At 71.6% G+C, this 19,916-nt stretch carries 18 protein-coding genes; 8 read left to right on the top strand and 10 right to left on the bottom strand.

Translation table 11 applies throughout. The features are described 5' to 3' along the window. Positions 1–89: 89 nt before the first annotated feature. Positions 90–524 carry a hypothetical protein gene (locus tag OG587_RS35005; RefSeq protein WP_329082976.1) on the bottom strand — a complete coding sequence of 145 codons (435 nt, stop codon included), beginning with the start codon at positions 522–524 and terminating at the stop codon, positions 90–92. Positions 525–578: 54 nt separating this feature from the next. On the opposite strand from OG587_RS35005, the gene OG587_RS35000 reads away from it, so the two are divergent. Then, a complete protein-coding gene (locus OG587_RS35000; RefSeq protein WP_329082974.1) occupies positions 579–989 on the top strand; it encodes a DUF998 domain-containing protein in 411 nt (136 codons plus the stop codon). A gap of 135 nt (positions 990–1,124) precedes the next feature. Here OG587_RS35000 and OG587_RS34995 read toward each other — a convergent pair whose 3' ends face one another. Beyond that, on the bottom strand, positions 1,125–1,814 hold the full coding sequence (locus OG587_RS34995) for a DUF998 domain-containing protein (protein WP_329082972.1): 690 nt from the start codon (positions 1,812–1,814) through the stop codon (positions 1,125–1,127). 290 nt (positions 1,815–2,104) lie between these two features. On the opposite strand from OG587_RS34995, the gene OG587_RS34990 reads away from it, so the two are divergent. Continuing rightward, positions 2,105–2,437 carry a YciI family protein gene (locus OG587_RS34990; RefSeq protein ID WP_329082970.1) on the top strand — a complete coding sequence of 111 codons (333 nt, stop codon included), beginning with the start codon at positions 2,105–2,107 and terminating at the stop codon, positions 2,435–2,437. Positions 2,438–2,485: 48 nt separating this feature from the next. Beyond that, entirely contained in the window at positions 2,486–4,720 is a 2,235-nt protein-coding gene (locus tag OG587_RS34985; RefSeq protein WP_329094099.1) for a sigma-70 family RNA polymerase sigma factor, read from the top strand. Positions 4,721–4,775: 55 nt separating this feature from the next. On the opposite strand, the gene OG587_RS34980 is transcribed toward OG587_RS34985, so the two are convergent. The 4 genes from OG587_RS34980 to OG587_RS34965 form a co-directional block, all read right to left on the bottom strand. Next, the gene (locus OG587_RS34980) at positions 4,776–5,852 is read right to left on the bottom strand and encodes a methyltransferase domain-containing protein (protein ID WP_329082968.1); all 1,077 of its coding nucleotides are present in this window, start codon (positions 5,850–5,852) and stop codon (positions 4,776–4,778) included. Positions 5,853–6,274: 422 nt separating this feature from the next. Further along, positions 6,275–7,084: a hypothetical protein gene (locus OG587_RS34975; protein WP_329082966.1), complete on the bottom strand. Its 810-nt coding sequence runs from the start codon at positions 7,082–7,084 to the stop codon at positions 6,275–6,277. A 14-nt stretch (positions 7,085–7,098) separates the two neighbouring features. Further along, positions 7,099–8,379, bottom strand: a complete 1,281-nt coding sequence (locus tag OG587_RS34970; RefSeq protein WP_329082964.1) for a GTPase domain-containing protein — start codon at positions 8,377–8,379, stop codon at positions 7,099–7,101. A gap of 414 nt (positions 8,380–8,793) precedes the next feature. Beyond that, positions 8,794–9,762, bottom strand: a complete 969-nt coding sequence (locus OG587_RS34965; protein ID WP_329082963.1) for an aldo/keto reductase — start codon at positions 9,760–9,762, stop codon at positions 8,794–8,796. A 377-nt stretch (positions 9,763–10,139) separates the two neighbouring features. Here OG587_RS34965 and OG587_RS34960 point away from each other — a divergent pair, with 377 nt between their 5' ends. Next, entirely contained in the window at positions 10,140–11,453 is a 1,314-nt protein-coding gene (locus tag OG587_RS34960) for a hypothetical protein (protein WP_329082962.1), read from the top strand. Positions 11,454–11,570: 117 nt separating this feature from the next. On the opposite strand, the gene OG587_RS34955 is transcribed toward OG587_RS34960, so the two are convergent. Continuing rightward, a complete protein-coding gene (locus OG587_RS34955) occupies positions 11,571–12,833 on the bottom strand; it encodes an alginate lyase family protein (protein ID WP_329082961.1) in 1,263 nt (420 codons plus the stop codon). A gap of 429 nt (positions 12,834–13,262) precedes the next feature. Continuing rightward, the gene (locus OG587_RS34950) at positions 13,263–13,694 is read right to left on the bottom strand and encodes a MerR family transcriptional regulator (protein ID WP_329082960.1); all 432 of its coding nucleotides are present in this window, start codon (positions 13,692–13,694) and stop codon (positions 13,263–13,265) included. A 100-nt stretch (positions 13,695–13,794) separates the two neighbouring features. Here OG587_RS34950 and OG587_RS34945 point away from each other — a divergent pair, with 100 nt between their 5' ends. After that, positions 13,795–14,844, top strand: a complete 1,050-nt coding sequence (locus OG587_RS34945; protein WP_329082958.1) for an aldo/keto reductase — start codon at positions 13,795–13,797, stop codon at positions 14,842–14,844. 142 nt (positions 14,845–14,986) lie between these two features. Here OG587_RS34945 and OG587_RS34940 read toward each other — a convergent pair whose 3' ends face one another. Continuing rightward, a complete protein-coding gene (locus OG587_RS34940) occupies positions 14,987–15,649 on the bottom strand; it encodes a response regulator transcription factor (RefSeq protein WP_329082956.1) in 663 nt (220 codons plus the stop codon). After that, complete coding sequence (locus tag OG587_RS34935; RefSeq protein ID WP_329082954.1) at positions 15,646–16,773, bottom strand: sensor histidine kinase; 1,128 nt, start codon at positions 16,771–16,773, stop codon at positions 15,646–15,648. Before OG587_RS34935 ends, OG587_RS34940 begins: the two co-directional genes overlap by 4 nt. 228 nt (positions 16,774–17,001) lie before the next feature. On the opposite strand from OG587_RS34935, the gene OG587_RS34930 reads away from it, so the two are divergent. From OG587_RS34930 to OG587_RS34920, 3 genes are all read left to right on the top strand, one after another. Continuing rightward, positions 17,002–17,433 carry a DUF6223 family protein gene (locus OG587_RS34930; protein WP_329082952.1) on the top strand — a complete coding sequence of 144 codons (432 nt, stop codon included), beginning with the start codon at positions 17,002–17,004 and terminating at the stop codon, positions 17,431–17,433. 289 nt (positions 17,434–17,722) lie between these two features. Continuing rightward, a complete protein-coding gene (locus tag OG587_RS34925) occupies positions 17,723–18,598 on the top strand; it encodes an NAD-dependent epimerase/dehydratase family protein (protein WP_329082950.1) in 876 nt (291 codons plus the stop codon). Positions 18,599–18,623: 25 nt separating this feature from the next. Continuing rightward, positions 18,624–19,889, top strand: coding sequence for an enolase C-terminal domain-like protein (locus OG587_RS34920; RefSeq protein ID WP_329082948.1), 1,266 nt, complete (start codon positions 18,624–18,626; stop codon positions 19,887–19,889). The last annotated feature ends 27 nt before the right edge of the window (positions 19,890–19,916 follow it).

The raw sequence follows: 19,916 nt of genomic DNA, 5'->3' as shown, positions 1-19,916 counted from the left end.
CCGATCGACCCGCGAGCCCGCCACACTCGCCCGTTCCCACGAAGCGTGGATTCGCCGGTGGAGAGAGGGGCGAGAACGCCGGCCCGTTGTCAGTCCTCGCGCACGGAAACCACCGGAGACGCGGGCTCGGCGAGGTGGTCGGCCCTCAGCAGCGGGATCGCCGCCGCGAGAATGCCGAGCGTGCCAAGCACGAGCCCAGGTAGCCTCGCAAAGAGCTCAGCCTCGGGGAGAAACAGGTTGGTCAGCTGGACGAGGGCCTGCTTCGCGAACTCTCCGGCGGTCACCGCCAGGCCGGTGAACAGGACCAGTGCGGCGCCCGTACGGCCCAGCAAGCGGCCGGGTGTGATCACCTGTCGATGGCTGAGCAAGGCCAGCACGGTGACCGCCCATCCGGCCCGGGGCACGAACTCGCCGAGCAGATACCAGAGCGGGCCGCCCGTCGTGCCGGTCAGGGCGAGCAGCAGCGCGAACGGCCGGCTCACCAGAACGGCGAACCACGCCAGCCGGAAGGTGCCGACCCGCACATCATCCGTGAAGGTGGCAAACCGATCCGTGAGGGTGGCTCCCCACGGATCCGGTTGAGCGCGTACGGCGGGTGGCGGGCGTCGCGTCCCGGCCCGAGCGGCACCTGGGGCCCGCTGCTGGTCGGCCTTCTCGGGGCCGGGCTGATCGTGGATGGGGTCTTCGTCACCGACGCGGGCGCCGGGTTCCCGCCGGGCGCGCCGGCCGGGGCACCCGAGATCAGCCGGCACGGTGCCCTGCATGGTCTCGGGCCCATGCCGACGGTCGGCGGGATGACCGTGGGATGCCCGGTGTTCGCGCGCCGGTTCGCCGCGCTCAGGCGGTGGGGCTGGGTCGCGGTGTGCGTCGCGGCCGCCGTGGCGGCCGTGCTGCTCACCGCGTGGTCCGACCCGGAGGGCCCAGCGTACGACTGGTGCTCGCGTCGGCGGTCCTGTTCGCGTTCGTGGCGGCTCTGGCGGCCCGCGTGATGCGCGGCCTTCCGGACGCGGCCGTCGCCACCCGTACCTAGAGCCGGAGACCTTGCCCGCCCGGAGCGGGACAGGCCGGGGCTCCCTCGCGGTGCGAGGGAGCCCCGGCCCGCGGCGGTGTTCCTGGTGCGCGGCCTAGCCGAGCGCGGCCCACTTGTCCGCCGCCACCACGGAGACCCACACCATCGCGGTGATCGCGCCGACGGCCAGGGTCAGGGAACCGGCGTGCCCGCCTGACATCGCCCAGCCGTCGCCGAGGGCGAAGACCAGGCCGCTGAGCCGTGAGGCCGTGGCGAAACCGGGGCGTCCGGCGCGGGAGAAGTGGCGGCCCAGGATGAAGCAGGCGGCGATGAGCGCGGTGAACGCGATGGACCCGGTGACCATGTGCATGACGCCGTGCCAGCTCATCGTGGACGGCTGGCCCAGCGGGGTGCCCACGGGGAAACCGTCACCCGCGTCCATCACGAGGACACCGGCGGCTGCCGTCGCGACGCCGTTGACCAGGATCAGCCGGGGCGCCCACGTACCGCCGGGCGTGCCGCGCAGGACGCGGCGCAGGCCGAGCGCACCGGCGACCGTCAGTGCGCCGCTGAGCAGGAAGTTGGCGATCTGGAGCCAGCCGAGGTCGCCGGTGCTCAGCATGCTCAGGGGGTGGCGCGTCAAGTCGAAGCCCTCGCGGGTGAAGGCCTGCGCCAGCGACACGATCGCGAAGAGGGGAGCGGCGGCGACGGAGCAGGCGAGCAGGACGCGCGTCGTGGGGGTGACGGAGCCGCGGTCGGAACCGGTGGCGGAAGCGGCGGCGGGGCCGGGCTGGATGGCGGTCATGTCTGTTTCCTCTCGGCGCGACGGGGTCCGTCGCCGTTCTCGGTCCGCCGGTTCGCCCCGGCCTCGCTGACGCGTCGAACGAGAGGAGCGGGAATCGACGCCCCCCTCCGCCGCACCCCTGAGCTGCGAATACGTGGAGTTGGTACGCATTCCCTGTCGTATGGCATTCCCTGTCACATCCGGCTATCGTCCTGGTCGGACGGTGCGTGTCGATTTCCGCCCGGTTCGTTCGACGCGTAGCCGAGGACCGGCGAGGATCGGTCACCTGACCACCCGAAGGAGATATGGCGATGCGGTTCCTGATGACGACCAAGGGCGGCGACATGGCACCCCCGACCGAGACGATGCACGCCGAGATGGCCGCCTTCATCGAGGAGATGACCCGGGCGGGAGTGCTGCTGGCGACCGGCGGCCTGGACCCGGCCGGCACCCATATCTCGTCCTCCGGCGGTGAGATCACCGTTACCGACGGGCCGTTCACCGAGGCGAAGGAGGCGATCGTGAGTTTCGCGCTCGTCGAGGCGCGCTCCAAGGAGGAGGCCGTCGAGCTGGCCCGGCGCTTCTGGAGGATCGTCGGCGACGGTGAGGGGGACATCCAGCAGGTCTTCGGCCCGGAGAGCTGACCGGACGCTTGCGTACCCCGCCGGGCGGGTGCTCTGATCGAGCACGTGATGTCCGGGGACGCCCACCGCGCGGTCGACGCGGTCTGGAAGATGGAGTCGGCGAGGATCGTCGCCGGGCTCGTCCGGATGGTGGGCGATGTGGGGCTGGCCGAGGAGCTCGCGCAGGACGCGCTCCTGGCCGCCCTCGAACAGTGGCCGGGGGCAGGCATCCCGGACAACCCGGGCGCCTGGCTGATGGCCGTCGCCAAGCGCCGCGCCATCGACCACCTGCGCCGCGAGGAGCGGCTCGGCCTCCGGCACGAGCAGCTCGCCCAAGATCTCGCCACCCGGCAGGACACCGCCGGGACCGCCGAGGCCGACATCGACGCGGCCCTCGACGACGAGGTGGGCGACGACGTCCTGCGCCTGATGTTCGTCTCCTGTCACCCGGCGCTGCCCGCCGAGTCCCGGGTGGCTCTGACACTGCGGCTGCTCGGCGGCCTGCGCACCGAGGAGATCGCGCGCGCGTTCCTCGTCTCCGAGCCGACCGTCGCGCAGCGCGTCGTCCGGGCCAAGCGCACCCTGGCCGCCCTCCGGATCCCCTTCGAGGTCCCGGAGGGTCCGGACCGGGCGGTGCGCCTGTCATCGGTGCTCGGGGTCATCTACCTGGTGTTCAACGAGGGGTACGCGGCGAGCGCCGGCGACGACTGGATGCGCCAGGACCTCTGCCAGGAAGCGCTGCGCCTGGGCCGCCTCCTCGCCGGACTCGCGCCCGGCGAGGCCGAGGTGCACGGCCTGGTCGCGCTGATGGAGCTCCAGGCGTCGCGGCTGGCCGCCAGGACGGGGCCGTCGGGAGCGCCCGTCGCGCTGCACGAGCAGAACCGCGGGCGCTGGGACCAGCTCCTCATCCGCCGGGGGTTCACGGCCCTGCTGCGCGCCAGGCAGTGTGGCGCGCCTCTCGGTCCGTACGTGCTGCAGGCCGCCATCGCCGCGTGCCACGCGCGGGCCCGTACGGCGGAGGAGACCGGCTGGACGCAGATCGCCGCCCTCTACGAGGCGCTCGCCCAGGTGCTGCCCACGCCGGTAGTGCAGCTCAACCGCGCGGTCGCGCTCGCCATGGCCCGCGGCCCGGAAGCGGGTCTGGCGCTCGCCGACACGCTGGTCGGCGAACCGGCGCTCAGGGGCTACCACCGCCTGCCCAGCGTGCGCGGCGATCTGCTGACCAGGCTCGGCCGCCACGAGGAGGCCGGGCGGGAGTTCGAACGCGCCGCGGACCTCACCCTCAACGTGCCGGAACGCATGGTCCTCACGAAACGCGCCGCGGCCTGCGCCGACATCGCCGCACGGAGAACAGCCGGTCCCGGAACAGCCGGTCCCGGAACAGCCGGTCCCGGAACAGCCGGTCCCGGAACAGCCGGTTCCGGGGCGGCTGGGCCGGGAGCGGTGGCCGGTCCCGGGACAAGCCGGCCGGGGACGGTCGTGCCGGGGAAGGCCACGCCAGGAGGGGGCACACCGGGAGGGATCACACCGGAAAAGGCCGGGCCCGGGAGGGCCGTCACCCTGGCCGAGGCCGCGACCGCCTTCCTCGCCCGTGACGACCTGGACGCCGCGACCGTCCGCTCCTACCGCCAGACCATGAACCGGCTGCGCCGCGATCTCGGAGACGACATCCCGCTGCCGGACGTGAGCGCCGAGCGGGTCGCGGAGGTCTTCGCCGACGCGTGGGGAAACGCGGCCCCCGCCACGTGGAACCGCCACCGCGGGGCCGTACGCTCCTTCTGCGCCTGGAACGCCGCCCAGGACCCGTCGGCCGGTGAGCCGGACCGCGGCCTGACCGGTGGCGTGCCCGGCGACCTGGCCGCCGGGCTTGGGCGCAGGCCCGAGCCCAGGGGGCGCACCCGCCCCATCGACCGGCCGCACGTTGAGGCGCTCTGGGAGCGCCCGGACATCGCCCCGCGCGAGCGCGCCCTGTGGCTGCTGCTCCACGAGAGCGCGGCCGGAGCGGGCTCGGCGCTCTCGCTCAACGTCGAGGGCCTCGACCTGGCGGGGATGCGCGGGAAGGTGGCCACCGGATCCGGCTGGATCCACTGGCGCTCCGGTACCGCCGAGCTCATCCCGTACCTCGTCGCGGGCCGCCGCCGGGGCCCGCTGTTCCTGTCCGACCGCAGGCCCGGCCCCGGCCGGCCTCCCGCACCCGCCGACCTGTGCCCGGAGACCGGCCGGCGCAGGCTCTCCTACGAACGGGCCGAATACCTGTTCAAGCGGGCCACCGGCTACACCCTCGACCAGCTCAGGACCCGATAGGGCTTCGTCCGGCGACCTCCTCCCGCACGGACGGCATGGCACGTGCCCCCATCCTTCACGGCCCCCCTTGCTCGGCGGGTGCCGCGAACTGGACGAGGAAGGGCTGCGCGCCGGAGACCCGGACGCGCTGGACGCGCAGCGGGACGAACCGCCGCCGGATCCCGGCCGCGATGTCACCGGCGTCCGGAAGCAGGACCACGGCCATGCCGCCGGGCGCCAGGACACGGCGCAGCTCCGCCCACCAGTGCGAGGAGGAGGCGGAGAGCTGGCCCTGAGCGGCGACCTGGCCGCCCCAGGGGGGATTGCACAGGACGCGGTCGATGCCACCGCCCGGTAGCGGCAGGTGACCGGCATCGGCCTGGTCGAGGGAGATCGGCAGCCCGGCCGCGTTCTCCTCCGCCGCCCGTAACGACTCCGAGGCCAGGTCGAAGCCGTGGAAACGGGCCCGAGGCTGGTGGAGCCCGGCTTCGATCAGCAGGGTTCCGGCGCCGCAGCAGGGATCGAGGACCGTGTGGCCGGGGTGGATATCGGCCATCCGCGCCATCGCGGCGGCCAGCGGAGGATGCAGGGTTCCCGGGATGGAGCGCCGTTTGTAGGCACGCCGATGCAGCGGCCGGTCGGTGATCCTCAGCATGAGGGTGGCCCGCGTGCCGTCGAGGGTGAGCCGCCACCCGCTGTGGGCGGGCGGAGGTCCGGCACCCGCCCGTCGCGAGTGGTAACCGATCCCCAGCCGCCGTGCCAGGGCCTGGCCGACGGCGTCCTCGGCGTCGTACCGGTTGAAGGTGCGCCTTCCCAGGAAGGACGCCGACACCTCGACCCCGGTGGCCGCGCCGGAACCTCCCTGCTCCTCCCGCAATCGCATCAGCGTGCCGAGGTCCACGGTGTCGGCGAGCTGGGCGAGCACGGTGAGATCCCTCTTGGTCGTGCCGATGTCGGGCCGCTGCGCGGCGAGCAGGAACACGTCGTCCGCCGTGCTCAGCCCGACGGCTCGCGGTCCTGTTCGAAACGTGCGGAAGTGGACTTCGCGATGCCCCAGATGGGTGACCGTTCCGAGTCCGAGCTGGAGGATCTCGGCGGCGACCGTCGACTCCAGCCCGTGAACGCACCGCGCCACCAGGCGCGCCGCCGTCACGAGACGGCGAGAGCGCTGGGACGCGGTGCGGTGAGAAAACTCGCGCGAATGCGCATAGTGATCGTTCTTCTCCCACGTCAGCCCGGGACGGCGCCACGCCGCCCCGCGTCGTCGACGACGGGGTGTGCCTCGCTTCGCCGACGGGGGCTTAACGCAGGTTGAAGAAGAACGAGTACGTCATAACCGAGGATCTTAGCGACCGGAGCCGGGTACGCAACCGGCGGTGAAGGTGATCGTCGGCAGGAGGGGAACGCCACCGGCCACGGGTGCCTCGGCGGGTGGTCGTGCTGCCGCTTCCCTCTTTTGAGGGCCGTTGTCGGATCCCGGCGTCGGAGCCTGGCGTGAGAGAACGACCGGCGCGCCGGTGCGGGGGGTCCGCCCCGTCGGATCGCCGCGAAGTGTGCGGCGGGTGGCGAGGTCGTCTAGCGCCGGGACGGGCCGGTGATGCTCGGGGTGGGGCACGGGATGTCGTGAGTCGCCGTCACCCGTACCTCCGCTACCTCCGCGCAGGCGGCGGGCACCCGCGGCTCGGGCGGTTGCCTGAGCGACCACAGCAGGATTCCGGCGGCGGCGATCATGAGAACGATCGCGGCGATCACGGTGATCAGACCGCGGTATGAGGGGCGAGGCGCGCCGGGCACTCCGGCCGCGGGTCCGCGGGCCCCGGTCCCGGGGGCGGGCGGGGGGACGGGCGCGGGGGCGGCCACCTCGGCCGTGGGCGTACGGGCGGCGGCACCGGTCGCGGGGGTGACGGCTCCGGGGGCGGTCGCGCTCAGGCCGAGAGCGGTTGACGGGCGGGTGCGGAAAGCCTCCTCGCCGTCCAGGAAATCCCGGTAGACCTCCAGCACCAGGTCGCGGGCGCGCCGCAGGGCGGCTTCCGTCACCGTCGGTACGCGGCCGGGCCGGCAGACCAGCCCGTACGAGAAACTCAGTACGCGGCCGAATTCGTCGAGGGTCTTCCCCCGGTCCGACGGGTCGTCCGTCAGGCCGAGATCCGCCGGCGTCGGGTTCTCACGGCGTACGAGCGCCAGGAGCGGCACACCGCTCGGCGTCGTGAGCTCGCCGAATCCGGCCGGGGGGTTCGTCGCCCGCCCCACCTGCTCGCCCAGCCAGCCGTGCTCCTCCTGCTCGATGAGGAAGTCCGGGGCCAGCAGGATCCGGTAACCGCGTTTCCTTCCGCGGGCGTACAGGAAGAGCCACCCGGAGGTCCGGCCGTCTTCGCCGCCGCTCACCGCCGTGTTCTCCTTCACAGTCTGGAGGCCGGGAACTTCGCTTCCAATATGCTGACCTGCCGCTGAAACTCGTCCAGGACTCGTTGCCGGGAACCGTAGATCAGCGCGGCCTCCTTGTTGGCGGCGCCCAGCTGGCTCAGCAGGTTGTCGCGGCGCTCGGCCAGCGGGCGGCTGGACCACTGCACCCACAGGTCCAGAAGCTGGTCGCCGCCGCTGACCCCGGGAACGACGGAGAAGGCCGCTCGCAGTGCCCGCGCCGTCGGCTGGCTCAACCGCTGGCCCATGTGCGCGAGGAAATCACGTGAATCGAGCTTGATCCGGTCTTCGACCTCCGCGAACATCTTTTCCTTCGCGGTCTGCTCAAGCGTATGGGACAGCTGGTGGAAGACGTCGGGTATCACCACGGAAAGCGGCAGCTCGACGTAGGCGGGCCGGACTCTGGAATCGAGATTCTTGACCACGTGGCCGTTCTCGTCGACCCTCGCGAATCCCCGGCCGACGGCGCTGACCGGAATCAGCCGTACGACCCGCTGCCGGCTCTTCGCCCGCACCAGCGACGCGAAGGCCGGGTAGGAAAGGAGCAGATCGCGGACCATGCGCAGCCGCTGGTCGTCATGCTCCTCCGATTCGCTGAGCAGATCCCATTTGGTGATGACGAAATGGACCGGATACGTCTTCGCGAATATCAGATTGACGTAGGCGGTCAGGGCGCTCTCCAGGTGGAGAGCGCCGTCGGGGGAGTCCTCCAGGAGTTGCTTGATGCGGAAGCCGTCCAGGAGGATCAGCACCGCGGCGGCCGAGTCGACGTACTCGACCAGAGCCCGCTGCTCGGAGGCTCCCCCCTCCTGCTCCTCGGTCAGGAGCTCACCGGCGTACTCGAGGTAGTTGATCTGCGCCACCTCATGGTGATCGCCGTCCACGTGGGCTATGCACGTGAAGGTGAACTCGCGCGTCTCCCCGGTCCGCGTGCTGTCGGGCCATCCCCCCGCCGGGTCGCTGACCCGCCGGTAAGCCCTGTTGAGCACGGTCATCTGGTCGTGCGGGAGCTTCAGGTAGTAGTCGGTGTACGCGGGCGTCTGCAACCGGTGGAACATGCTCGCCAGCAAAGCGGTCTTACCTGCCCCGGAAGCGCCCAGGGCCACGACCTTGACGGTGGGCAGCAGCTCCTGGCGGGCAATCTCGCTGAGTTCGGTTCTCGCGGCCAGAGCCTCCGTCCGCTGGACCGCGAGTCTTCGCCATACGACGGCGATGACGACGATGACCACCAGGATGAGGAACACCACGAAAAGAGGCATGGACCCGCGCCGCCTGACTGCGTTTACGCAACGTCGACTATGAAAAGATCGTGTTCACCGTCCCCCGGATAGTCATCTTTCTTGTGTGACAAGTGGGCCGTCAAGGAGCGGGATCCCGGCGTATCGAGGATGTGACCTGATCAGATCATTCCGTTCACGGGGTGGACATCGTGCCGGCTCGTGACATGGATCGCGGAAAGGCCCGCCGGGAGTGCCAGGAAATCGATGGCGAACGGAAACGTTACTATCCCATTTTTTCAGGATATTTCCGACTTTTGGTGATTGAAGGGGTGAACCAATGGGCCGACCGGAGGGCGTCGTCATCGGCCGCGTCCCCGGCGAGCGTCAGCAGGCTGTCAGGTTCGCCAAGGGACTTGGCGAACCGGCGAAGGCGGTCGTCGCCGCCCGGTGCCGTCAGCTCCAGGGCAGTGCGCCCCGCCCCGCCCAGTAGCCTTCGGGGTCTTCCTCCAGACCGGCGAGCCGCTCGTCCAGCTCCGCGTCCCACCCGGTCCCGACCGCGGCGAGGTTGTCGCGCAGCTGCCCGGCCGAGACCGCGCCGCTCAGCACCACCCCCGCCCACGGCCTGGCCAGTACGGCCGCCAAGGCGAGCGCGTCCGGCGTGGTGTCCCGCTCGCGCGCGGCGGCCACGAGCGCGGCGGGTGCCGCGCGAGCGGTCAGCCGGCCGTTCGCCACGCCCTCCTTGACGATCACACCCATCCCCGCCTCGCGCGCCCGCCCGAGCGCCTCGCCGGCCGAGCGTTCCAGCAGGTTCCACGTCGCCTGCACCGTGTCGAACAGCCCGGCTCCGATCGCCCGCTCGATCGTGTCCGCCTGGCGCGGCCCGCTCGTCGACAGCCCGATCGCGACCCCTTCGGCCCGCAGCGCGCGCAACCCGTCGAGCACGCCCTCGTCGTCGAGCACACCGCTCTCGACCGTCGCCGAGTGGATCTGGTAGAGCGACAGGTGCTCGCCGAGCAGTGCGCGCGTCTGTTCCAGCTGGACGCGGAGCCGGTCGGCGGTGAGCTCCTTCACCTCGTGCCGCTCGGCGTTCAGCCGCCAGTCACCGACGTAGGCGTATCCCCACTTCGAGCCGACCGTGACGGCTCCCGGCGTGATCTCGCGCTCGCGCAGCCACCCGGCGAGGAACTCCTCCGCCCGCCCGTACGAGCGCGCCGTGTCGAGGTAGCGCACGCCCGCGGCCCACGCGGCGTCGAGCACGGCCCAGGTACGCGAGCGCATCGCGGCGACGTCCCGATCGTCGCCGAGGTCCTCGGCGCGGCCGAGCGTGATGTAGGCGGGGCGGCCGAGGGCCGCCAGACCCAGGCCAAGCGGTGTCACGGACAGGGCGGTCTGGCCCAGTGGGCGTCGGACCAGCGCGTTCATGGGGGCCAATATATCGACAGCGGCTTTGAGGGGGCCGGGCGCGACGAGGCGCCGTGACCTCCGCCGCACCGCGCTGTGTCACCGACCGCCGTCACCATGCCGTGCCGTGCCGCCGCCGTGCTGCCTGTCGTTACCATCGCCGGGACCGTCTGTAACTTCATATATCGAAATGGTGTTATATCTTCTTTTCGGCCCTTTCGAGGTTTGGTCGCTTCCCCAATGGCCACCCACTGCTCTCGCGCGCGAAGGGTCTTGACCTGCCTTCTTGTCAAATTAGGCAATTACTGGACTTATGGCGGCATGGGATTAAAAGTAGGAAACAAGTGCTCTGCAGGGATACCGGGAGATACTCCGACCGGAGCGGTTTTGGAGGGGTCATGGGGAAGTGGCGGGTCGTGGTCGTCGCGGTACTGGCGCTGTTCGTCCTGGGCGCGGGAGCGTCGTCTCAGGTGGCGGCCGAGAAGTCGTACGAGGTCTGGCTGGTCGACCAGTCCAATACCAACGGGCTCGCCCACGGCGGCACCGTCAGCGTGTACTCCGGCCGCGACGTCACCCGCCGGTTGTCGGCCGCGCAGCCCGTCGACGTCATAGATCTGGGCGGCGCGACCTCGTCCCTGTGCCTGGCGAGAACCGGCAGCGTGCCCGTACGCCCCCATATGATCGTTTTCAACAAGGCCGACACCCACGCCGCGCTCGCCTTCGTCGCCAGCGGCCACGTGGTCGTCTTCGACGCCCGCACCCGGCAGCCGCTCACCTGTCTCATCACCGAGGCCGGGGTGGGAGGGGTACGGCAGGCTCACGCCCTCTGGCCCACCGAGGACGACAGGTATCTGATCATCTCCAACCAGAACGGCAAGAGGCTGGAGCGCGTCAGCACCGACTACGCCTCGGGCACCTTCGTCCAGCAGCCGGCCGCCACGATCGACCTGGCCGGTTGCACCACGCCGAACGGCGCGCCGTGCCAGTCACCCCAGCTCCGTCCGGACAACGCGCCGATCTGCCCGTTCATCGCCTCGGACAACGGCCCGGTCTTCGTCAGCCTGCGGGGCGGCGGGATGCTCGTGGTCGACTGGCACACGACGCCGATGTCGATCGTGGCGGAGTACGACACGACCAGGATTCCCGCGAACGGGTGCGGGTTCATCGAGGCCAAGGGCAGCGTCTTCGGCAACGGAGGCGGGGGTACGCCCGCCAACCTCGACCAGTTCAGCGTCTTCCGGCTGCCGATGAGCGGCTACTCGCCCGCCAATCCGCCCAACACCCCGGCGGTCCAGTCGCTCTTCAACGACGACTCGCCCGAGCGCGACGCCCACGGCGTCCTCGTGTCCGCCGGGGAACATCACGTGTGGGCCGGCGACCGTGACGCCAACGTCGCCGAGGTCTTCAACGGGGCGACCGGCGCCCACGTCGGCACCGTCAACCTCGTCTCACCGTTCAGCGCGGACCCGACGGTCGACCTCTTCGCCGTCTCGCCGGACCACAAATGGGCCTTCGCCTCGACGCGGGGGCCGAACCCGCTCTCCGGCGACCCGCACTCCTCCCACGGGAGCGACCCGGGAATGCTCATCGTCAAGCTGACCGGCAACGGGAAGAAGGGCAAGGTCGAGGGCCTGATCCGGATCTCCAACGTGGACGTCGGCGGTGTCCAGCGGGCCGACGCCCACGGCATCCGCGTGCGGCGTACGAACTGACCGGACGAGCCGGTGGCGGACCCTCGACGTCGCCGGGCCGCGGCGGGTGGGTGACGAGGGAGGTCCGCACGCGCGGCAGGGGCCGGCCCGGTCGGCCGGCCCCTCGGGGAATCGGCGTCAGTTGGGGTTGGCGGCGTGGGTCAGGGTCTCCCAGGCGACGAAGAGGACGTTCGTCCCGGCCGGGCGCTGCTGCTCGGTGAGACGCTGGGTGTTCGTCATGGCGATGCCCATCCGGTTGCCCAGGGCGTTGAAGCCGACCTCGGTGATCGGTCCCAGGCCGAGGTGGAGGGCGCCCCCGCACAGCGAGGACGGCACGGCGGCGCCGAGCTGGTACTTCGCCTGCATGCCCAGCGCGTGGCGCAGCCGCTCGCTGATCTCCGGGTAGAGGTCCTGCCCCTGGATGCGGGTGGTCTCGGCGAAGTGCGAGATGGCCGACAGCCCGTACCCGGTGTGGGTGAAGTCGCGGCAGGTCTCCTGGGTGAGGCCGTCCATGAAGGTGGACTGGCCCTGCCAGTAGTTGATGATCTCGGCGCGGGTGTCGATGCCGCTCCCCGGAGGTGCCTTGGGGAGCGCGCCGTCGGAGGAGATGTAGATGAAGGCCGGCACCCGCCCGCGGAACTTGGCCACGGCCTTGTCGTAGCTCGCCCGGTCCTCGAGGAAGACGGAGATGCCGAGCGCGGCCTCCATCATGCTCAGTTCCCAGTTGCCGTTGCTGTTGGAGCCGTTGATGATCTTCGGCAGGTAGACGGTGCGCAGCATGGTGGAGAAGCGGCTGACGGAGGCGGCGGACCAGCCGGTGTAGGTGTAGCGGATGATCTCGGCGGCCCTGGGCCACGAGGACCCGGCCCACCCGGTCTGCAGCGGGGCGTTGCTGTTGGTGTGGTCCCTGATCACCGCGGACCAGGCGTCCATGATCTGGATGGCCTTCTGGGCGTACCTGCTGTCCTGCGTGATGTACCAGGCCAGCGCCATGGTGTACGCGGCGAGCGCGTCCTGACGCTCGTCGGTGCAGCCGTTGTTGGGGTTGGAGTACGAGCCGCACTCCACGATCGCGCGCGGCTTGGGAGTCCGCGACAGAGATGCCAGGGAATGTCCCATCATCTGGTCGAAGGCGCCCTTCCACGGCTGGGCGCCGGCGTTGACCTTCGAGCGGACGAAGTCGAGCTGGGACCTGCTGACCAGGACTCCCGGGTGGGTGAAGGTCGCCGGGGCGGCCTTCGCCGACGCGGCCGGAAGGTTCGGTGGTGGCGCTCCCTTCGCCTGCGCGGCCGGGAGGTTCGGCAGTGGCGCAGCACCGGCCGCGGGGGCGGCGAGGGGGGTGACGGCGAGAGCCGCGGCGCCCAGGATCGCGGCTGCCGTCGTTCGGATGCGTCTGAGCATGTGGAGCTCCTCGCTGGCCTGACAGGCCAAGGGGGTGGCGAGAGGTCTCGGCCGGGGGCCTTGATGACCGCCTATCCAACCGATCCCGACAGCGATCCGTCAATATTTTTAGGAAAGTTTCCTAACATTTAAAGCTCGCATCGGGAACCCTTATGGCGTTCCCCCGGGTGTGCCGGAGCCCCGCGCGGGAACCCCGGGGGCCGATGGGCCGATGGGCCGGTGGCGCGGGATCGACGCGGGCGGGTGGACGGTGCGACGGCTCGCCGCCGCGGGGCCGCGGAGTGGTGCGGTGAGCCGACGCTGTTGCCGGAGACCGGAGACCGGAGACCGGAGACCGGAGACCGGAGACCGGAGACCGGAGACCGGAGACCGGGGGCGGTGAATGGTGTGGACGGAGGCGGGCTCGGTGGTGGCGTGGTGGTGGCGGTGCTAGAACTGTTGCTCGTTCTCCGGTGGCGGCGGTGCGACGCACTCGTGGCCGGCGGTGCCCTGGTCAAGGATGTCCTCGTACACCCCGACCTTGTAGCTGATCAGGTCCAGGCAGCGGGTGAGCTGTCCGATCTGGGCGGTCACCCGCTCCCGGTGCAGGCGCAGGAGGGCGAGCCGCTCCTCCTCGTTGCCGTCTCCCCGCCTGACCATGTCCGTGTACTGGCGGATCGCGGGCAGGGGCATGCCGGAGGCGCGGAGCACGATGCAGAGGGTCAGCCACTCCACGTCGTCCTCGCCGTAGACGCGGCGCCCGCCGGAGTCACGCCGTACGGGGTTGGCCAGGATGCCCTCGCGCTCGTAGAAGCGCAGCGCGTGAACGCTCAACCCCGTGCGCTCGGCGACCTGCCCGATGCTCAGATCCGTGGTGCCCATGCCGTCCAGGATACGGATTTGACCTAGAGTCGACTCTAGATCCTACGATGCGGGGCGTCGCGACATCACGTCCGGAACGACCATCAAGGGAGCACGGCCTATGCGTTACCGCGTCCTCGGCGGCACCGGTATCGAGGTGAGCGTCCACTGCCTCGGAGCCATGATGTTCGGCGCCGTCGGCAACCCCGACCACGACGACTGCGTCCGCGTCATCCACGCCGCTCTCGACCGAGGCGTCAACTTCGTCGACACCGCGGACATGTACTCCGCCGGTGAGTCGGAGGAGATCGTGGGAAAGGCGCTCAAGGGGCGCCGTGACGACGTCGTGCTCGCCACCAAGGTGCACTTCAGGATGGGGGAGGGCCCCAACCGGAGCGGCAACTCGCGGCGCTGGATCCTCAAGGAGGTCGAGGAGAGCCTCAGGCGCCTGGGGACCGACTGGATCGACCTCTACCAGATCCACCGCCCCGACCACTCGACCGACATCGAGGAGACGCTCTCCGTGCTGAGCGACCTCGTGCGCCAGGGGAAGATCCGCGCCTTCGGCTGCTCGACCTTCCCCGCCGAGGAGATCGTCGAGGCGCACAACGTCGCCGAGCGCCGCGGACTCCAGCGCTTCAGGACCGAGCAGCCGCCCTACTCGCTGATCGCCCGGGGGATCGAGGCCGCGGTGCTCCCGGTCTGCCGGCGGTACGGGATGGGGGTGCTGACCTGGAGCCCGCTCGCCTCGGGGTTCCTCACCGGCAGATACAGGAAGGGGCAGCCCATCGATCTCTCCACCGGCCGCGCCTCGCTCACGCCGGCGCGTTTCGATCCCTCGATTCCCGAGAACGCCGCCAAGCTCGACGTCGTCGAGAAGCTCGTCGAACTCGCGACGGACATCGGCTGCTCGCTCCCCGAACTCGCCGTGGCCTTCGCCGCGGCGCATCCCGGCGTCACCTCGGTGATCACCGGGCCGAGGACCATGGACCAGCTGGAGGGGCTGTTGAAGGGCGCCTCGCTCACCCTCGACGACGCGACCCTGGACCGGATCGACGAGATCGTGCCGCCCGGGACCAACCTGTACCGCCCCGACGGAGCCTGGCGCCCGCCCGCGCTGACCGACACCGCGCAGCGGCGGCGCCCGCTCACGGAACGCGCCGCGAGCTGACCTCGATCTTTCGCGACGTCCGCCGTGGGCGTCCGTACGCGGCGGTGATCTCGCCGGTCCGGGGCCGACGGCGGCCGGTGCCCAGCGCCGTCCACGGCGCTTCGCGCACCGCCGAAACGAGCAGGTATCCGGGCCGTCGAGGTCAGCGGTCGCGCGGGACCACCAGGCCGGATTCGTACGCGAGGACCACGAGCTGTGCGCGGTCCCGGGCGTGGAGCTTGGTCATCGCCCGGTTGACGTGGGTTTTCGCGGTCAGTGAGCTGATCACCATGCGGTCGGCGATCTCGTCGTTGGACAGGCCCCGCGCGACCAGGGCGACGGCCTCGCGTTCGCGGTTGGTCAGCCCTTCCAGCTCGGTGCCCGTTCCCATATGGAGGGGCTGGGCGACGTACCGGTTGATCAGCTTGCGGGTGATCGACGGTGCGAGCAGGGCGTCGCCGCGCGCGGCGACGCGTACGGCGTGCAGGAAGTCCTCCGGCACGATGTCCTTGACGAGGAATCCGGCCGCGCCGGCGCGCAGCGCGTTGAAGACGTACTCGTCGAAGCCGTAGTTGGTCAGGATGACGACGTGCACCCCGGCCAGGGCCGGGTCCGCGGCGATGCGCCGGGTCGCCTCGACGCCGTCGACGACCGGCATCTGGATGTCGACGAGGGCGATGTCGGGCAGGTGTTCCCTGGCCAGGGCGAGGGCCTCCATCCCGTCGCCGGCCTCGGCCACCACCTCGATGTCGTCCTCGAGGTCGAGGAGCGCGCGGAATCCGCTGCGTATGAGCGGCTGGTCGTCGACCAGCAGGACACGGATCACGGGGTCCGCTCCACGGGGAGTTCGGCCTGGACGGTGAAGCCGCCCTCGCCGCGCGGCTCCGCCCGGAGCCGGCCGCCGAGGGCGGTGACCCGTTCGCGCATCCCGAGCAGTCCGACGCCGGGCACCGTGGCGGTGCCGGGTGTGGCCTTGCCGTCGTCGTCGACGCGGATCGCGAGGGCGTCCGGACGGCAGTCGATCCGGACCGACGCCGTGGCGGCGTCCGCGTGACGGGCGATGTTGGTGAGCGACTCCTGGACGATCCGGTAGACGGTCCGGTCCACCGCGGCCGGCACGTCGTGTCGTCGTCCCTCGATCGTCAGCGTCGCGTCCAGCCCGGTCGTCCGAGCCCGTTCCACCAGTTCCGCGACGTGGTCGAGGCCACGCGGCGGGGTCGTGTCGTCGTCGCGCAGCGCCTCCAGGGTCGCGCGCAGCTCCCGGGTCGCCTCACGTCCGGCCTCCTGGATCGCGAGCAGGGCCTCCGGCACCTGTTCGCCACGCCTGCGGGCCACGTGGACGGCGACCTCGGCCTGCACCTTGATGATCGAGATCTGGTGGGTGAGCGAATCGTGCAGCTCCCGCGCGATGTGCAGCCGCTCCTCGTCGGCGCGGCGCCGCGCGGTCTCCTCCCGGGTGCGCTCGGCCTCGTCCGCCCGCCGCTCGGCCTGCCGCAGCGCCTCACCCGCGGCACCGGCCGCGATCAGCCAGGCCAGTTCGAGGGCGCCCCGGGCCTGCGCGAACGCCTCGCCCGTGTCGTGCAGGCCCGAGGCCAGGGCCGCGAGGGGGAGGGCGGCCAGCATGGCCACACTCGCCGCCACCGTGACGGCGCGGTGTCCCGCCCGTACGGCCGCGTACACCGCGAACAGGTACGCGACGGCGGGCACGTCGAAACCGGCCGCCTGGTAACCCACCGCGCACAGCCCGGTGACGGCCAGGACGGGAACCGGAGCCCGGCGGCGCGCGGCCAGCACCAGGCCGCCGGCCGCCAGCAGCGCGTAGCCGAGTACGTCGAGGCCCGTGGCGGAGCGCTGCCCGGACAGCCCGGTGACCAGCAGCGCCGCCGCCACGCCTGCGGCGATCACCCAATCCCCGACACCGGCCCGAACGCCGAACCGTCCTGTGCTCATGCGCGCAACCTACCCGGATGCCGCCGAGGGCGAATCCGGCTCGCGGATGAGCGGTCGCCTACCACGTACGCGGTACCTTCGCGGCGCCTGCGGCGCGTGCGGCAACCGGGTGCGCCGTTTGCGGCAGCACGAAGTGAGTCCGTCCGCGGGACGACCGGTGTCGGGGCCGGCGGACATGATCGGACGGTGTCCAGTCGTAGCGGCCAGTCGTAGGAGAAGGAGTGCCTCATGTCAGTCCGACGTGTGCTTGCCGTGGCCGGAGCCGCCCTGATCGGAGGTTTTCAGCTTGCCGTACCGGCGGCCGCGCACGCCTCGGTCCAGCTGGACCCCGCCGGTGCGTACACCTTGACCGCCGGGCGTCTGTGGTCCCTGGTGGCCGCGCTGCTGGGGGTGGCCGGTGTGGTCGTCGGCGGGCTGGCCCTGGCCCGCTCCGCCGGTCGGATCGGCACCGGCTCCGGGAGAAGGGGGGCCGTCGTGGCCCTGGTGGCGGGGCTGTCCGGCGCGGTCGTCGGCGGGCTGGTCGTGGCCGCCGCCGACGGTGGGCCCGGCACCGGTTACGGAATAGTCGGGGGCTTCGTGGCCCTGGTGGTGGGGCTGATCGCCATGGTCCTCGGCGGGATCGCTCTGGCACGCTCCCGGCGCGCCACGCCGACCCGCTGACCCGGTCACGGTGCCGGGGTGGCGCCCGTGGTGTGGTCCCTTCCCCTCTCGGGGGTGCTCCGCCGCGGATCCGCCCTGGCCGGGCCGCCACAGCCCGGCGATCGGCTCACCTGACCCGGCGGCGCCGTGATCGGCGAACGCCGGAAGCGGACGCGCGACCCCGGGCGTGTCCCGGACGCGCCCGGGGTGTGCCGCTATTGACACGGCAATGGCGGGGTAGCAAGCTGAACCGATGTGTACAAATCGATTTGCGATACGGACGCGTCCCTTCCGCCGCAGGTGGTGACGCATGAGTGACGTTCCCCGGCGGGTCCTGGTGACCGGGGCCGCGGGCAGGCTGGGGCGTCTGATGCTCGACCTGCTCGCGCACCGGGGCGTGGCCGTCACCGCCCTCGACCTCCGGGACCCGGGCGGGCCGGTGGCGGGCCGGGTGATCGTCGGGGACGTGGGAGACCCGGCGACGGTGCGCGACGCGCTCGACGGCGTGGACGCCGTCGCGCACTTCGCCGCGATCCCGGCCCCGGTTCTCGGCACGCCGGAGGAGGTCTTCTGCGGCAACACCCGGGCGACCTTCGTGGTCCTGGAGGAGGCGGGCCAGGCGGGGGTGCGCCGGGCCGCCATCGCGAGCAGTTACTCCGTGCTCGGCTTCCCCTGGGCCTCGCGCCTGCTGCACCCGGCCTACCTGCCGATCGACGAGGCGCTTCCCCTGCAGGTCGAGGACCCGTACGGGCTGTCGAAGCAGGCGGACGAGGCGACCGGGGCGATGATGGCGCGCCGCTACGGCATGACGGTCGTCGCGCTGCGCTTCCCCCTGCTCGGAGGGCCGGGGGACAAGCTCGACAAGCGCGCGGAGGAGTACGCGGAGGACCCCGGCTCCGGCGCCGCCGAGCTGTGGACCTACCTCGACGGCAGGGACGCCGCCCTCGCCACCTGGCAGGCGCTCACCCGGCCGATCGAGGGCTACCGCGCGATCTTCGTGACGGCCGAGGAGACACTGGCCCCGCAGCCCACCGAGGAGCTGCTCGACCGCTTCCACCCCGGAGTCGAGCGGCGGGCGCAGCTGCCGGGCAGGGCCGTCCCGATCGACCTGGGAGAGGCCCGCCGCCTGCTCGGCCTCACCGTCCGGTATCCCTTTCCCATGCCGGACGCGGCGGAGACCGCGTGACCCCTCTTCCCGTACCGGAGGCCGTATGACATCCCTTCCCATGCCCGAGACCCAGGCCCCCTGGCCCGCCAGGGACGCGCTCCGCGTCACGGGGGTGCGGCCGATCGTCACCGCCCCCGAGGGCGTGCCCCTCGTGGTGGTCCGCGTCGACACCAGCGATCCCGGCCTGTACGGCCTGGGCTGCGCGACCTTCACCCAGCGGTTCCACGCCGTGGCCGCCGCAGTGGAACACCACGTCGGCCCCCTCCTGATCGGCCGCCACCCCGCCGACATCGAGGACATCACCAGGATGGTGCACTTCTCCTCCTACTGGAGGGGCGGCCCGGTCCTGAACAGCGCTCTGTCGGGGGTGGACCAGGCGCTCTGGGACATCGCGGGCAAGCGCGCGGGCATGCCCGTGTACGAACTCCTCGGCGGGCGGGTGCGCGCCGCGGCCGACACCTACCTGCACGCGGGCGCGGCCACCGTGGAGGAGACGATCGAGGAGGCCCAGGCGATCCTGGCGTCCGGATACCGCCACGTGCGGCTTCAGGCGGGGGCGCCTGGGCTCGGCCACTACGGCTCGCCGGGCTCGCCGGGCGGCTATCCCGGCTCCCCGTACCCCGACGGGTGGGACGTGCAGCGCTACCTGCGCGACACCCCGAAGCTGTTCGAGCGGGCCCGCCGGGAGCTGGGGGAGGAGCCGGGCCTGATGCACGACGTGCACTCGCGGCTCACTCCCAAGCAGGCGATCGCCCTCGCGCGGGCGCTCGAACCGTACCGGCTCTTCTTCCTGGAGGATCCGATAGCGCCGGAGTTCTACGACCGCCTGCCCGAGGTCCGCGAGGCCGCCCCGATGCCCATCGCGGCGGGCGAACAGCTCAGCTCCGTCGCCGACGCGGCCAGGATCGTCCGCGAGGGCGGCGTCGACCTGCTGCGGCTGCACGTCTCGTCGGTGGGCGGGCTCACCCCCGCCCGCAAGCTGGTCGCGCTCTGCGAGCTGACCGGCGTGGGCACCGCCTGGCACTCGCCCGCGGACGTCTCGCCGGTGGGCGCCGCCGCCAACGTGGCGCTCGACGTGACCACCCCCGCCTTCCAGATCCAGGAGGGGCACATCTATCCGGAGGCCGTCCACGAGGTCTTCCCCGGCACGATCGGCCCCGTCAACGGATACCTCTACCCGAACGACGCGCCCGGCTGGGGGGTCGACCTGGACGAGACGCTGGCGGCCAAGTATCCGCCGCTGGAGCACCTCCACGAGCGCTGGTCGGCCCGGGTGCGCCGGCCCGACGGCGGCATCGAGCCGCCCTGAGAAACTTATAGTGGGTGTAAGGAGTGT

It is taken from the genome of Streptosporangium sp. NBC_01469 (genome assembly GCF_036227305.1).
In the GTDB taxonomy this organism is placed as follows: Bacteria; Actinomycetota; Actinomycetes; order Streptosporangiales; family Streptosporangiaceae; genus Streptosporangium.
This window is presented reverse-complemented; position numbering and strand designations above follow the sequence as displayed.